Here is a 16,081-nt window from a genome sequence, read left to right on the forward strand (position 1 = left end):
TAAGATATAACCAATGAAAAAAGAAGATGTTTTAGAAGACTATGGCATCGCTGTTCTCAGTAGAGAATGTAGCTTGATGGGAAAGAAAGAAGTGCTTACTGGTAAAGCAAAATTTGGTATTTTTGGTGATGGGAAAGAAGTCCCCCAAGTAGCAATGGCGAGAGCCTTTCAGTATGGAGACTTTCGGAGTGGTTATTATCGAGACCAAACCCTTATGATGGCTCTTGGGGTACATACAGTTGAAAATTTCTTTGCTGGACTGTATGCTCACGCTAATATAGAGGCAGACCCTACAAGTGCAGGTCGTCAAATGGGTGGACACTTTGCTACTCATAGTTTAGATGAAGAGGGAAATTGGAAAGATTTATTAAAACAAAAGAATAGTAGTAGCGATATATCGTGTACTGCGGGACAAATGCCTCGTTTATTAGGTTTAGCGCAAGCCTCTAAAGTATATCGTGAGTTACCGAATGCTGAAAGTAAAGGCTTCTCAAATCACGGTAATGAAGTAGCTTGGGGTACTATTGGTAATGCAAGCACCAGTGAAGGACACTTTTTTGAAACTCTTAATGCTGCGGGCGTAATGCAAGTGCCAATGGTAATTTCGGTTTGGGACGACGAATATGGCATTTCAGTCCCTAAGGAATACCATACTACCAAAGAGAGTATCTCTGAAGTGATGAAAGGCTTCCAACGAGATGCCAACCACAAAGGATTTGAAATATTCGTTGCTAAAGGTTGGGATTATCCCACTTTGTACGATATTTATCAAAAAGCAGCTAAAATTGCTCGTAAAGAGCACGTGCCTGTGTTGGTACACGTAAAAGAACTTACACAACCCCAAGGGCACTCTACTTCAGGCTCTCACGAACGTTATAAAAGTGCTGAACGTTTGCAATGGGAAAAGGATTTTGACTGTATTACCAAAATGCGTGAATGGATATTAGCGAAAGGATATGCTACTGAAGAGGAATTGCAGACAATAGAAGAAGCAGCTAAAAAGCGTGTACGTGATGGCAAGAAAAAAGCTTGGGAAGCGTATATGAAACCTATGGAAACAGAACGCAAGGAACTTTTGCAATTACTCAATAGCATACAACCTAAAAGTATCTTTGCTACTGAACTATCTCAGATTCCAACTCTTTCTCGTAAGGTAATAATGAATGTAGCACGTAAAGCATTACGACAGTTCTTAAAAGAGAATAAAGAAGTATCGAACTTGCGTACTTGGATAACTAACTATATAACAACTAATGAACCTAAGTATAGCAAACACTTGTATACTGAAGGAACTCATAATGTTATGAAAATAGCAGAAGTAGCTCCTATATATGAATCAGATGCTAAACTTGTTGATGCAAGACTGATCTTACGTGAGAACTTTGATGCATTACTTACCAAGTACCCTAACCTTTTGATATTTGGCGAAGATGTAGGTAATATAGGCGATGTAAACCAAGGTTTGGAAGGTTTACAAAAGAAACACGGAGCTATAAAAGTAGCTGATACAGGTATTCGTGAATCGACTATCGTAGGACAAGGAATAGGCTTGGCTATGCGTGGTTTACGTCCTATTGCCGAAATTCAGTACTTAGATTATATTCTTTACGGTCTTCAAACTCTTAGTGATGATTTAGCTACCTTACATTATCGTACCTTTGGTAGACAATCAGCCCCTTTGATTGTTAGAACACGAGGGCACCGTTTAGAAGGAATATGGCATGCTGGTTCACCTATGGGGATACTTTTACACGCTCTTCGTGGTGTGTGTATTCTTACTCCTCGCAATATGGTGAAGGCAGCAGGGTTCTACAATACACTCTTAGAAGGTAATCAACCTGCGGTAGTGGTGGAATGTCTTAATGGTTACCGCCTGAAAGAACCAATGCCTACGAATCTCGCCGAGTTCAAAACGCCTATTGGAGTAGTCGAAACACTTCGTGAAGGAAAAGATATTACGGTCGTATCTTATGGCTCTACTTTGCGTATCGTATGTGAAGTTGCCGATGAATTAGCCTCTATGGGTATTGATATAGAAATTATAGATGCACAATCCTTAGCACCATTCGATGTGCGTCACGATATAGTGAAGAGTATACAGAAAACCAATCGACTGTTGGTTGTAGATGAAGATATGCCTGGAGCTACTTCGGCATATATTTTGCAGAAGATTGTAGAAGAGCAAAATGCTTATCAGTATTTGGATAGTGCGCCACAAACCTTAGCAGCAGGTAATCATCGCCCTGCATACGCAACCGATGGTGATTATTTCTCTAAACCTAATGCCGATAGCATTATTGAGAAGATATACAGTATAATGCACGAAGCTAATCCTGAAAAATATCCAACCTTGTTATAATTCATTATCTTCTTGAAAGTCATTCAAGAGATTATCAATAGCACGGCGATCTTTTTTAGTAGGGCGACCTTCACCTTTCTCGCGATAATAGTCTTGCGCAAGTTTTTGTATTTCGGCTTGTTCAAAAGCCTCAGGAGGCGTGTTGTCTTGGCGATAAAGGTCTACTAACTTAGCCCCCACACGGCTCTCAGGGATATCTAAGACCTCTATTTGGTAGTTGATTTGGTTCTTACGCACTACTATTTGGTCGTTTTTGTAAATTTCCCTTGAGGGTTTTGCAGTCTCACCATTCACCTTGATGTGTCCTTTTTTGCAGGCTTCAGTAGCTATATTACGTGTTTTGAAGTAACGCACACACCATAAGTACTTATCAATTCGCATTCTTTTGTGATTTTAGAAAAATAATAAGTGCAAAAATAATAAATAATTGTATCTTATACTAAGAAATAAAGAAATTTTATATGATGAATAAATTTATATTTACTATTAGCACAATAGGTTTACTATTTGCTGTTTCGTGTAAGAAAAATGAAAACTCTAATGTAACACCTCCACGTGATGTTACAGAGGTGAGAAATGAGAATAATCAAAGTATTGAAACATTCTTGAAAACGCATACTTACACTTTTTCAGCAACAACTACTATTTCTGAAACGGTTACCTTTGCAACAACCTCTAATACTACAGCGTCTATCTTCAATGATAGCAAGCTAAAACGATTGGAATTAGATGTTTATGATGCTAATAATACTCTTGTACGTCATACGCTTTACTATCTTATTTTGCAAGAGGGGACAGGAACTACCACTACTATTGCTGATTCAGTATATGTGAATTATAAAGGACAATTATTAGATTTAAGTGTATTTGATGAAACAACAACACAATCTACTTCTAATTGGATGGATCTTATAGGTAATATTGTTACCAACAAGCCTTCAGGTACTATTAGAGGTTTTAGAGAGGGTGTTGCTCAACTAAGAGCATCGGCTACAGGACTTACAAATAATAGTGATGGTACTCTAAATGCTCCTACTGATGGAGGAGTTGGAGTTTTCTTTATTCCTTCAGGTTTAGGCTATTTCAATAACAGTCAAGCTAAAATACCTGCTTATTCACCTTTAATTTTTACAGTAAGACTTATTGCTACACGTCGTGCCGACCACGATCACGATGGTAAACCCTCTATAAATGAGATTGTGCGTAATGAATATGGCGTGGTAACTTATCCTGATTGTGATGCTAATAAGGATACTTCATACCTTCCAGATTATTTAGATGCTGATTGTAAGTAGAATGAAGAAGTATGTCCCTAATCTTATCACTTTATCCAATCTCTTTTGCGGAACAGTAGCGATTGTCTTTGCCGTAAGAGGAACGATTGATTGGGCTGCTTTGTTTGTGGCAATAGGCATCTTCCTCGATTTTTTTGATGGTTTCTTTGCTCGTTTGCTACACGTAAAATCCGAAATGGGCTTACAGTTAGATTCCTTAGCTGATATGGTTACTTCTGGAGTAGTTCCTGGTATTGCGATGTTTCAGCTGTTGAATAATAGTACCTATGTATTGCAAACTGAGGGGACTTTTGCTATGTTGTTGCCTTATGTTGGTTTCCTTATTACTTTAGCTTCTGCCTATCGATTGGCGAATTTTAATATAGATACAAGGCAGACATCTGGCTTTATAGGGCTTCCTACCCCAGCTAATACAATGTTTATTCTCTCTTTGCCTCTTATATTACAATATCAGCCTACTGAATTATTCGATAGTTTATTGCATAATATGTGGGTCTTGTTAGGGATTACTTTGTTGAGTGCTTACTTGTTGAATGCTGAAATAGCACTCTTTGCGTTGAAGTTTAGCGATTATTCTTTTAAAAATAATGCGTTGAAATATATATTCTTAGCACTTTGCGTCATTTTACTTCTAAGTTTAAAAATAATCGCTATTCCGCTAATTATTTTATTGTACATTATTCTTTCCTTACTACCTAAGCGATAAATCTCGCTTCATTCTATCCAAATTGATTTTAGGTTTTTGTAAGAAAATAACACTATCAATAACTACTTGCTTGGATTTTGGGTATACCCCTAAACTATCCATTAGCAAGTAGTTTTTTTGTTTGAAACGTAATATATAAGGCATCTTCTTAAGCTCGATATTGCTGATACCTTTATTTTTTATGTAGTTCATTACTACAGGGTCAGGAGAAATTGTATCTGTTTGATAGATACTTAGTTTATCACCTTGTCTAATAGTGATTACTTTCTGTTTATATTTGCTGAAAACTAGCATTTCTTCAGTAGTTTCTAATTGATATTTGTAATAGAAAAGTACCCCTTGAAATAAAATAACAGATAAGAGAAGTGCTATCAATACTTTGTATTTCCTATAATGTACAAAAACAATGAGTATGAACACCGTCAATAAAGAAGAAAGAAGTAGGGGAGTAGTAAAAGGTATGTTTCGTATGATAAACATTTCTTGATGGGCTATAAATGCTACCAAAAAGTTCATCAAAGCGATTAATTTTTCTAAGACGAAGACTATGGCATAAGGCAAAATACCAAAACTTCCCAAACATAAGGCAATGATACTTCCTATGAGTATAGGTTGTAATAAAGGTACTACTACCAAGTTAGAAACGAAAAACAATATGGGAAATTGGTGAAAATAGTACAAACTGATAGGTAAAACTACTATTTGAGCAGATAATCCTACCAAAAATAGTGACCATATCCATTGTAGGTATTTATTCTCAGGTTGCCACCATTTGCGCATCACAGGGTAGAATTTCATTATAGAAAATACCGCTACATAACTCAGCTGAAAGCCTACATCATACAAATAGTAAGGATTGATAAGCAACAGAAATAACATTGAGAGCATTAACGCATCAAACCTGCCTTGTTTTCTTCGCATGAGAGTACTCAATCCTACAAAGCTGAACATTACAGTAGCTCTCAATACCGAAGGAGAGGCGCCTGCTATGAAAGCAAAAGCCCATAAGCCTGCTAATAGTATAAAGTATCGCAGTGGACGATAAAAACCTAAATTAGGCATCTTTTGTAGTAATAAAAGGAGTATAGCAGTAATAATCCCTACGTGTAATCCCGAAATAGCTAAGATATGCACCGCTCCCGCATCAACATAATGTTGATAGACTTCGTTATCTAAATCAGTGCGTTTTCCTAAGAGTAGTGTTTTTAACAGAGCAGAAGACTCTTGATTAAAATATTTGTCTATTACAATAGCTAAATGAGAGCGTGTTCTCGCAATACTCCCCATAAAACCTGTTGTATTATTTTTTACAACAGAAAAAGCAACTACTTCTGTTCGCCCATATACACCTTTTCGCTCCATATACCGTTTATAGTTGAATTGATATGGATTTTTAGGAGGAGATATAGGAGTATATTTACCTACAAAAACCAATCTATCCGTTGGAGCTAATGTTTTCACATCATCGGTAATTGTTTTAGAAGGGAAAAAGCACAGAATTTTTCCTTCTGTACTTGTATGGTTAGCCGTTAAGAGTTCAGCTTTAAAGGTAGTACCGTAATCTGTTTGTGAAGTTTGCTCTATTATGTCAGCTTCTAAAGTGTAATACTCATTGGCATTTAGTTTTTGTGTGTAATGCTTAGAGTTATAGGTGGGGGTATGAAGGATAGTTATCAGTATACCCACTGCTACGGAAGTGAGACCTACGTGTATTACAATTCCGTGACGAAAAGTATATTGTTTGGTAGCTAAAAACTGATGTATTGCCAAAGTGAGCAGTAAGCATATACAACTACTTATTGCAAATAAAAAAGAGGGAGCTATTACATCAGTAATAGCAATCCCTCCTATGAGTCCTAATAAGATAGTTAATATGGGAGTATTTACAAATCTCACATTACACGTTTTGCCATACGAAATGTTTTCTTGTAATATTCATCACTTAATGAAGAAATCACAACTCCTCTTTTAGAGGAAGAGTGTATGAATTTAATATCTCCATCTATATCTACTACCATACCTACGTGTGATATTCTGCTTTTCCTAGTCGTTCTGAAGAAAAGTAAATCGCCTACTTTTACATCTTCCAAGTCAATTTTAGTTCCTTGTGTAGCCATTTCTTGTGAGGAGCGAGATAATGGTACTGAAATAGATTTGAAAGTAGTACTTACAAAACCAGAACAATCCATACCATTACGGGTAACACCTCCGTGTCTGTAAGGAGTTCCTAAATATGAGAAAGCTGTATCTAATAATACTTTCTGTTGTTTGGTATCTGCTTTACTTTTAGAGAGTGCAGTAAGCGCTATATCGGTAGTTTCATAGCTTTCAGGTTCCTCAAATAGTTCTTCGTCTTCTAAGTCGTCTTCCAATTCAGTGTCTGCGAGAGTATTTTCAGCGTATTGTTTTAAGGCTTTATTACCGGTGTGTTTTTTAGGAGCATATCTCTTACTCTTAGCAACAGCTATATCTGCTTTTACAGGCTTTTTCTTTTTATCAGTTATAGCTAAAGCTCTCTTAACAGGAGCTTTTTTTACAGACTTTTTGGCAGAATGATGAGCTACACTGCGTTTAGGAGGTAACTTATGACGTTTTTTAGTTGTTGTAGCCACTCTAGTAGTAGCTTTTTTCCCTTTCTTAGGAGGAGAAAATGTTTTCTTTTTAGGCTTGCTCTTATTTTCCACAGCCTTTGTGGTAGCTGTATTTACAACTACACTCTTTTCGGTATTCTTTACTGCCTCTGAAAAGGAAGATAAGCTGAGTAGTAGTGTAAATAAACCTAAAATTCTTAATACGTACATAGTAATTTGAGCGTTTAAATTCTGAACTTTGAGGAAACACCTAAAAGTTCAAAAGGTTGATGTTATTAAATAAGTTCTTTTTGCGTTATTATGAGGTTTTCTCCTTTCTCATCTAAATCAAAGTGAATGCTATCGCCTTCGTGCACTTGGTTAGATACTATTTCTTCGGCTAATATGTCTTCTACATATTTCTGAATAGCGCGTTTCAAAGGTCGAGCACCATATTGTTTGTCATAGCCTTTATCTGCAATGAATTCTTTTGCTTTCTGGCTAAGTTGTACTCCATAGCCTAAATCGTTGATACGTGAGTACAGTTTAGAAAGCTCAATATCGATAATTTTAAAGATATCTTCTTTGCTAAGAGGATTGAAAGTAATCACATCGTCAATACGGTTTAGAAACTCAGGAGCAAATACCTTTTTCAAAGCATTTTCGACAATAGATTTCTCATTAGCTTCAGATTGGGCTATTCTTGCTGAAGTGCCAAAACCAACACCTTGCCCAAAATCTTTTACTTGACGAGCTCCTATATTAGAGGTCATAATGATGATAGTATTTCTGAAATCAATCTTTCGTCCTAAACTATCAGTTAAGAAACCATCGTCAAGCACTTGTAAAAGCATATTGAAAACATCGAGGTGTGCTTTTTCTATCTCATCTAAAAGCACCACAGAATAAGGTTTGCGACGTATTTTCTCGGTGAGCTGACCGCCTTCTTCATAACCTACATACCCTGGAGGAGCTCCTATGAGACGAGAAACTGAAAACTTCTCCATATACTCACTCATATCAATGCGTACCATTGTTTCTTCTGAATCGAAAAGTTCTTTGGCAAGCACTTTAGCGAGTTGTGTTTTCCCAACTCCTGTTTGTCCTAAAAAGATGAAAGAGCCTATAGGTTTATTTGGGTCTTTCAAGCCTGTGCGATTGCGTTTGATAGATTTCACTACCTTTTCTACCGCTTCATCTTGACCAATGATTTTGGATTTCATTATCTCGGATAATCCTGAGAGTTTGCTCATTTCAGTTTGAGCAATTCTGTTTACAGGTACGCCGCTCATCATTGAGACTACATCAGCAATATGGTCGGCGGTTACTACATCACGGTGTTGTTTAGATTCTTCGTCCCATTTCTTATTCATTTCGACTAATGAATTTTCGATAATTTTCTCGTTATCGCGCAAACGGGCAGCTTCTTCAAACTGCTGACGTGAAACAGCTCTGTTTTTGGCTTGAGTAGCTTGTTCTAAACGTTCTTCCAATTCCACGATATATTGCGGAACTTTTACTTGCATAATATGTATTCTTGCACCAGCTTCGTCTAAGGCATCAAGAGCTTTATCGGGCAAATAACGGTCGGTAAGATAACGATTGGTGAGCTTTACACAAGCCTCGATAGCCTCATCGGTATAGGTTACGTTGTGATGTTCTTCGTATTTTCCTTTTATATTGCGAAGGATTTGTATGGTTTCATCTACACTTGTTGGTTCGATGATTACTTTTTGGAAACGGCGTTCTAAGGCGCCATCTTTTTCAATAGATTGACGATATTCATCTAAGGTAGTAGCCCCAATACATTGTATTTCACCACGTGCTAAGGCAGGTTTAAACATATTAGAGGCATCTAAGCTACCTGAGGCACCACCAGCTCCCACTAAGGTGTGAATTTCATCAATAAAAAGAATGATATCTTTATTCTTTTCGAGTTCACTCATTATGGCTTTAAGGCGTTCTTCAAACTGTCCGCGATATTTAGTTCCAGCCACTAAGGAAGCTAAATCGAGTGTTACCACACGTTTGTTATACAATACTCGTGCCACTTTTTTCTGAATAATGCGCAAAGCTAATCCTTCGGCGATGGCACTTTTACCAACACCAGGTTCACCGATGAGTATTGGGTTATTCTTCTTACGGCGACTCAATATTTGGGATACGCGTTCTATTTCCTTCTCGCGACCTACTACGGGGTCTAAACTACCTTGTTCGGCTAAAGCAGTTAAATCTCTACCAAAATTATCTAACACAGTGAGTTTTCGTTGCCCATATTGCCCCCCTTGATTGGGTTGCTGACCTTTGTAACCCGATTTGTTTTCGTGAGGTAAACTATAGTCTCGGTCGTATTCGTCAACTTCATCGGTGGGTGATGAGACTTGATAATTATCGTCGCGTATGGGTTGGAATTTATCTCTTGCTACTTCATAATTTACGCCTAGCTTGTTGAAAACTTTAGTAGTAGGGTCGTTTTCGTTACGCAAAATGCTTAGTAATAGATGAGCTGTATTAATCATATCATTCTGGGAGCGTTTTGCTTCTAAGTAAGTAGCCTGCATTGCTCTTTCGGCTTGTACGGTGAAATGAACGGCATTGAAGTTAGGAGGGTTGAGACCACGTGCAGAAGTGAGCGTGTGGATGTTTTGGTGCAGTCTTTCCATATCGATATTTAAACTGTGCATTAAATCGATTGCACTACCTTCACCTTCTTGCAATATGGCTAACACAAAGTGCTCAGTGCCTACCGTAGATTGCCCTAAGCGAATGGCTTCTTCTTTGCTATATGTGAATATCCTTTTAACTCTTGGTGAAAAGTTATCGTTCATAAATCTCCTCTTGTTTTGTATTAAATAGTTGTGTAGTAACAAAAACTATTCCATTTCTCCCTATCAGGAAAAAAGGCAGTCTTCTACACTGCGGGCAAAGGTACGAAAAAAAATATTAATACGAAAGAAAAATATAAAAATATTTTGTTTTAACCATAGAAAAGCATAAATTTGCGCCATTATTATTAAAAGAATTTCAAATGAAAAATTTTATCTTAATTGCAATGTCTATAGGGCTATTTTCTATGGGACAAGCTCAAAAAATCAATTTAGGGAAAGCCGCAAGTGCTGTTACAAAAGGAGCACAAGCTTTATCATTTACTAATGAAGATGCTAAAAGGCTTTCAAAGGAATCAGTAGACTGGATGGATGCTCATAATCCGGTAGCAGGCAAAAACAGTCCGTATACTAAACGCTTGAATCGTGTGTTTGGGAAACACCAAAATGAAGACGGTTTGAAGCTCAATTACAAAGTGTATCTGGTAACCGATATCAATGCGTTTGCTTGTGCTGATGGGAGTGTGCGTGTGTTTTCATCGTTGATGGATTTGATGACTGATGATGAATTATTGGCAGTTATCGGTCACGAAATAGGTCACGTGAAGAATGAGGACACTAAAGATGCTATCAAATCTGCTTATATGCGTGCTGCTGCACAAGATGCTGCAAGCTCGGCTTCGGGGGTTGTAAGAAAACTAAGCGACACTGAATTGGGTGAAATGGCTAATGCTATTCTTGATGCTAAACACAGCAAAAAACAAGAATCACAAGCCGATGAATATTCTTACAATTTTATGAAGAAACACGGTTATAATGTGGTGGCTGTTTATACAGCATTTAAGAAATTGGCTTTGCTTTCAGGTGGAGCGACCCAAAGTAAATTTCAAAAGATGATGAGCTCACACCCTGATAGCGAGAAACGTGCTGAAGCGGCTAAAAAAAGAGCTATCAAAGATGGGCTTTGGAAAGACCCAGGAGAAGTTACCTTGCCTAAAACGCCTATCAAATAAACTGTTTTATTAGTAAAAAGTACGATAAAAATAAGAATGCCTCCAAAAAGTGAATAGCTTTTTGGAGGTTTTTTTATTAGTGGTTAATGATTAGTGGTTAATGGTTAATTAGTTGGAGGCTTATACAAAGCTTATAGGAAAGACGGTGCGAGCCGCACGGGCAGTCGTAGCACGACAGGCAGATAATGAAAAGACGCATAGGCAGATAATGAACAAATGACGAAGAAAACCTCCCCCTAACTCCCTCCAAAGGGGGAATTACAGCGACGTAAAGACGAACAAAAGACGAACAAAAGACGGTGCGAGCCACACGGGCAAATAAAGAAAGAACGAAGGAAACCTCCCCCTAACCCCCTCCAAAGGGGGAACTACAGCGACGTAAAGACGAACAAATGACGAACAAATGACGAACAAATGACGAACAAATGACGAACAAATGACGAACAAATGACGGTGCGAGCCACACGGACAAATGAACAATGAACGAAGAAAAGACGAACAATGAACGAACAAATGACGAACAATGAACGAAGAAAAGACGAACAAAGAACGAACAAAGAACGAACAAAGAACGAACAAAGAACGAACAAAGAACGAACAAAGAACGAACAAAGAACGAACAAAAGGCGGAGAAAAAGTGAAGGTATGTTAAAACTAAAATATAAATAAGAAGAATGTTATTAGTAGCTTTCAACTTTGCCAAAGTTTCAAATTTTGGTAAAGTTCATAACACTAAAGCAAAGAAAGAATGGGGTAAATGCGAAAGCTGAGGGGGAAAGGGTAGATTTTGATTTTTCAGATGATTTTTTGAAGCAGTTTGCAATAAAAATAGTACCTTTGCACTTTCAAAATTAAATTATTTATCAAATGAAAAGAATATTATACCTATGTATGGCAATCGTTTTTATAGCTTGCCATAAAAACAATGACGAAGTTCCCCAACCAGACCCTAATAAACCTACCCCTGATAAGCCAATTCCAGACAAACCCAAGCCTGATAACCCCAAACCTAATACCCCTACGAATGCCTATTTGTATGGGATTACTATAGACGACAGTTGGGATAAAACCGGAGTTACTGTTCAGCAGATTGTAAGCGCTATCAAGGCAATGCCTGTAAAGCCTACGGTGCGCATTGTGATGTCCAAGGGTACAGCGATAGCTAATTACAAACCGCTTTTTTCGGCTGTTCATCAAGTAGCTTATGTGATGGCAACACCTGCCGATTCAGAAGATATGAAGGGTTACAAAACTGTGGATAGTTATGTAAAGAGATTTCAAGATTCGTATAAAGAACTCTCGGCATATACGGATTTTTGGGAAGTGGGCAATGAAATTAACGGAGAAGGTTGGATGGGTGACAACCCTCAGTTTATTGCCGATAAAGCCTATGGTGCTTATAAGTTTATCCGCAGTAAAAATGCGAAAACAGTGCTTGTGAGCTACTATTTTAAACCAGGTGACCAAAAGGTGACGATGGAGGATTGGCTAAAAAGATATATCCCCGAAGATATGAAAAAGCAGTTGGATTACGTGTTAGTAAGCTATTACGAAGATGATAACGACAATTACCAGCCTAATTGGCAAGAGGTATTTAACAATTTAGAGTCTATTTTTCCGAGTGTTAAATTAGGCATAGGGGAGTGTGGCAATAACGATTATAAGAAGTACTCTGTACAGAGTAAAGTGCAAAGAGCTAAGCACTATTATTCGATGCCTAAATATGTAAAGAACTACGTGGGCGGTTATTTTTGGTGGTATTGGGTGCAGGACTGTGTGCCTCATCAAAACAGTGAAGTTTTTAAGGCTATCAACAGCAGTATTAAGCAAACGCTTAAATAATATTGCTTTTTGTGAAGATTTGCGTACCTTTGCACCAAATTAGAACGAGAAATGAAAAAGTTTATCATATCAGGAGGAGGTACAGGCGGGCATATTTTTCCTGCTATCGCTATTGCCGATGAATTGAAAAGACGTATTCCAGATGCCGACATTCTGTTTGTGGGCGCCAAAGACCGTATGGAGATGCAAAAGGTACCACAGGCGGGTTATCCTATTGAAGGGCTTTGGATTTCGGGCATTCAGCGTAAAATTACCTTGCAGAACCTGCTATTTCCCCTAAAATTCATCAGTAGCTTGCTGAAATCTCGGAGCATTATCAAGCGTTTTAAACCCGATGCCGTAATAGGTACCGGAGGTTTTGCTAGCGGTGCTGTGGTGAAGGTAGCAGGCGAAATGGGTATTCCTACTTTCATTCAAGAACAGAATTCGTATGCGGGTATTACCAACAAAATGCTTTCTAAAAAAGCAAAAAAAATATGTGTGGCTTACGATGCAATGGAACAGTTCTTTCCCAAAGAGAAAATCGTAAAAACAGGTAATCCTATTCGCGGTGGGCTCTTGGATATAGCAAAGCACCGCACAGAAGGACTGACATATTTTCAGCTGAACCCTGAGCAAAAAACGTTGTTGGTATTAGGGGGTAGTTTGGGAGCTAGGCGTATCAATCAGCTAGTAGAAGAGCAGTTGCCTTTATTTGAAAAACTTGGGGTGCAAGTGTTATGGCAGTGTGGCAAACTGTATTATGAAGAATACAAGAAATATGAAAGCGAGCGAGTGAAAGTTTTAGCTTTTATTGACAAAATGGAGTTGGCTTATGCTGTTGCCGATGTAATTATCTCTCGCGCAGGAGCCAGCTCGGTGAGCGAATTGTGTGTAGTGGGAAAACCTGTGATATTTATTCCTTCGCCTAATGTGGCAGAAGACCACCAGACCAAAAATGCACGAGCTATTGAGCAAAAACAGGCTGCTATTTTGATACGCGAAACAGATTTAGGCACTACTTTTGCTACTACTTTTACCGAACTCATAAATGACGAGGCAAAACAGCAGAGCCTGTCGCAACACATTAAGACGTTGGCTTTGCCTAATGCTACTAAAGAAATAGTAAACATTATCTTAGAAAATAGAAATTAAAACAGATGAAGAGACTTTTTACATTTATAGCACTTGGGTATGCCACATTTACTTTTGCGCAAAACCAATTGGGAAAACAGTTTTTTATAGATACTAAAAGCGATGAATTTAAAAGAGGCATCGTGGAAGTGAAGGAATACGTGAATTACGAAGCATATTTGCAGTTACAAAGAAACCTTAAATCGGGCAATTCGGCAGGTATTAATAGCGATATGATTCGGCAAGCGTATATGACGCGAAAGGTAGCTCTGCCGAAAGGGAATTACGTTATTGACAACGATGAACAGCGCTTTGAATTCGAGATAGGCAACAACGGGCAGTTTGTAGGTGAAGGGCAGTTTGAAAACAAGGAAAAAAACCTAAAATCTACCTATATCTTTGCCAATGGGAAGCTATCCGAAATACACATATTCAATACCGAAGGTAGATTGCGCAAGAAAAACATCTTCAAAGGGAACATTATTGAAGGACACGTGTTTGACCACGCTGGTAAGCTCGCCCAAAAGATAGAAATACACACCAACTTGAAGGAAGGAGCTGACCAAATAGTTACTACTTACCACAAGAATGGCAATCCTAGCAAAGAAGTGAATACTATCAAGAGTACTACAAAGGAATTTTACCAAAACGGGAAGCTGAAATTAGACCAAGTGGATAGCAAAATCACTACTAAATATGACCCTACTGGGAAAATTACTGAAAAATGGTATGTTACTGAAAACGGCAATTGTCGTGAAACTTATGACAAAGGAGTAATTAGCCAAAAAACTTGTGAAGACCGCAGTACAAAAGAGACTACTGTTTCCATCTACAAGAATGGAAAATTAGACAATTATACTGTAACTGATACTAAGAAAAAGGAAGTTCGCAAATACGATGCTTCAAAAAAGCTAATAGAAACTAAAAAATTATGAGGTAATTGAGTGAAGAATTAAAAACTCTTACCTCTTACTTCGCATTTTATACAAATGAATTTACAACCTATACAGAACGTTTATTTTATAGGCATAGGGGGCATAGGAATGTCTGCCCTTGCTCGTTATTTTAATGCCAATGGCAAAAAGGTGTGTGGTTATGACCGTACCCCCACTGAAATTACTGAAATGCTCGAAAAAGAAGGTATAAAAGTACATTTTACCGATGATGTGAATGCTATTCCCGCCTCTTTTAAAGACAAGCGCACTACGCTGGTAGTGTATACACCTGCTGTACCCAAAGACCATAAGGAATTAAACTATTTTCAGCAAAATGGCTACGAAGTAGTAAAACGCTCGGAAGTATTAGGATTTATCACCAAAAATACATTCTGTCTTGCGGTGGCAGGTACGCACGGTAAGACCACTACTTCAAGTATTCTCGCCCACCTATTGGTAGAAGCAGGAGCTTCGGTAAGTGCGTTTTTAGGAGGGATTGCTGAAAACTTCAACAGCAACTTAGTACTGAAAGGCAGTGAGTACACTGTGGCAGAAGCCGATGAGTTCGACCGTTCCTTCTTGCGACTCTCGCCCAATATAGCTTGTATCACCTCTATGGATGCCGACCATCTCGACATTTATGGCGATAAACAACACTTGATAGAAGGTTTTAGAGAGTTTGCAGGTAAGATAAAACCAGGAGGAAGTCTTATAGTACGGAATGGTTTAGATATAGAAGGTGAGACCTACGGATTGGAAGATAATGCCGATTATACTTTCCAAAATATAACCGTAAAGAACGGTATTTACCATTTTGATTTTCATTATAAAGGAGGCGTCTATAAAGACTATACTTTATTGAAGCCAGGAAGACATAATCTACTCAATGCCTTAGCAGCCGTATCGATGGCGGTAAAAGCAGGATTTGCCCCTGAAAAGTTACTCCCTCATTTGGCTACATTCAAAGGTGTGAAAAGGCGTTTCTCGTATATTATCAAGGAAGACAACTTTGCCTTTATAGACGATTATGCACATCACCCTTCGGAAATTAATGCGTTGTTCCAAGCAGTAGAGGAGATGTACCCCCAAACTTTTAAAACTATTGTCTTCCAACCCCATTTGTTCACTCGGACACGTGACTTTTTAGACGATTTTGCAAAAAGCCTATCACAGTTTGACGATGTAGTTTTATTGGACATTTACCCAGCTCGAGAGCTGCCTATTGAAGGTATTACTTCACAAGTATTGTTAGACAAAGTGACGGCTAAACAGAAAATATTGGTGAGCAAAGCAGAATTGATACCTTTATTGCTTAAAAAACAACCAAAATTATTACTTGCCGTAGGAGCAGGCGATATAGGTGCTGAAGTAGAGAAAATTAAAGAAGCTTTTACCGTTGGTCATTAAAATGGCACAGTTGTTG

The 16,081-nt window shown here is 38.1% G+C and carries 12 protein-coding genes; 8 read left to right on the top strand and 4 right to left on the bottom strand.

The window, feature by feature from the left end; translation table 11 throughout:
- The first annotated feature begins 13 nt into the window (after positions 1–13).
- Positions 14–2,359, top strand: a complete 2,346-nt coding sequence (locus tag HMPREF1320_RS02345; RefSeq protein ID WP_009417346.1) for a thiamine pyrophosphate-dependent enzyme — start codon at positions 14–16, stop codon at positions 2,357–2,359.
- Here HMPREF1320_RS02345 and HMPREF1320_RS02350 read toward each other — a convergent pair.
- The gene (locus HMPREF1320_RS02350) at positions 2,354–2,740 is read right to left on the bottom strand and encodes an RNA-binding S4 domain-containing protein (protein ID WP_002672472.1); all 387 of its coding nucleotides are present in this window, start codon (positions 2,738–2,740) and stop codon (positions 2,354–2,356) included. The genes HMPREF1320_RS02345 and HMPREF1320_RS02350 overlap by 6 nt on opposite strands.
- An 80-nt stretch (positions 2,741–2,820) precedes the next feature.
- Between HMPREF1320_RS02350 and HMPREF1320_RS02355 the strand changes: the two genes are divergently transcribed.
- Both HMPREF1320_RS02355 and HMPREF1320_RS02360 read left to right on the top strand, forming a co-directional pair.
- A complete protein-coding gene (locus tag HMPREF1320_RS02355; protein WP_009417323.1) occupies positions 2,821–3,654 on the top strand; it encodes an FKBP-type peptidyl-prolyl cis-trans isomerase in 834 nt (277 codons plus the stop codon).
- Position 3,655: 1 nt separating this feature from the next.
- The gene (locus tag HMPREF1320_RS02360; RefSeq protein WP_009417348.1) at positions 3,656–4,360 is read left to right on the top strand and encodes a CDP-alcohol phosphatidyltransferase family protein; all 705 of its coding nucleotides are present in this window, start codon (positions 3,656–3,658) and stop codon (positions 4,358–4,360) included.
- Here HMPREF1320_RS02360 and HMPREF1320_RS02365 read toward each other — a convergent pair.
- The 3 genes from HMPREF1320_RS02365 to HMPREF1320_RS02375 form a co-directional block, all read right to left on the bottom strand.
- On the bottom strand, positions 4,346–6,256 hold the full coding sequence (locus HMPREF1320_RS02365; protein WP_009417318.1) for a ComEC/Rec2 family competence protein: 1,911 nt from the start codon (positions 6,254–6,256) through the stop codon (positions 4,346–4,348). The genes HMPREF1320_RS02360 and HMPREF1320_RS02365 overlap by 15 nt on opposite strands.
- On the bottom strand, positions 6,253–7,161 hold the full coding sequence (locus HMPREF1320_RS02370; protein ID WP_009417362.1) for a C40 family peptidase: 909 nt from the start codon (positions 7,159–7,161) through the stop codon (positions 6,253–6,255). The genes HMPREF1320_RS02365 and HMPREF1320_RS02370 overlap by 4 nt, the downstream gene beginning before the upstream one ends.
- 65 nt (positions 7,162–7,226) lie before the next feature.
- A complete protein-coding gene (locus HMPREF1320_RS02375) occupies positions 7,227–9,758 on the bottom strand; it encodes an ATP-dependent Clp protease ATP-binding subunit (RefSeq protein ID WP_009417322.1) in 2,532 nt (843 codons plus the stop codon).
- A 200-nt stretch (positions 9,759–9,958) separates the two neighbouring features.
- Here HMPREF1320_RS02375 and HMPREF1320_RS02380 point away from each other — a divergent pair, with 200 nt between their 5' ends.
- From HMPREF1320_RS02380 to murC, 5 genes are all read left to right on the top strand, one after another.
- On the top strand, positions 9,959–10,768 hold the full coding sequence (locus HMPREF1320_RS02380; protein ID WP_009410124.1) for a M48 family metallopeptidase: 810 nt from the start codon (positions 9,959–9,961) through the stop codon (positions 10,766–10,768).
- 891 nt (positions 10,769–11,659) lie between these two features.
- A complete protein-coding gene (locus HMPREF1320_RS02385; RefSeq protein ID WP_034553911.1) occupies positions 11,660–12,610 on the top strand; it encodes a hypothetical protein in 951 nt (316 codons plus the stop codon).
- Between the two features lie 51 nt (positions 12,611–12,661).
- Positions 12,662–13,744, top strand: a complete 1,083-nt coding sequence (murG, locus tag HMPREF1320_RS02390) for an undecaprenyldiphospho-muramoylpentapeptide beta-N-acetylglucosaminyltransferase (protein ID WP_009417329.1) — start codon at positions 12,662–12,664, stop codon at positions 13,742–13,744.
- Positions 13,745–13,749: 5 nt separating this feature from the next.
- The gene (locus HMPREF1320_RS02395) at positions 13,750–14,658 is read left to right on the top strand and encodes a hypothetical protein (protein WP_009417321.1); all 909 of its coding nucleotides are present in this window, start codon (positions 13,750–13,752) and stop codon (positions 14,656–14,658) included.
- A 54-nt stretch (positions 14,659–14,712) separates the two neighbouring features.
- Positions 14,713–16,065 (top strand): UDP-N-acetylmuramate--L-alanine ligase, encoded by a 1,353-nt coding sequence (gene murC / locus HMPREF1320_RS02400; protein ID WP_009417327.1) that lies wholly within the window; start codon positions 14,713–14,715, stop codon positions 16,063–16,065.
- Positions 16,066–16,081 lie beyond the last annotated feature (16 nt).

Source organism: Capnocytophaga sp. oral taxon 335 str. F0486, assembly GCF_000277665.1.
Classification (GTDB): Bacteria; Bacteroidota; Bacteroidia; order Flavobacteriales; family Flavobacteriaceae; genus Capnocytophaga; species Capnocytophaga ochracea.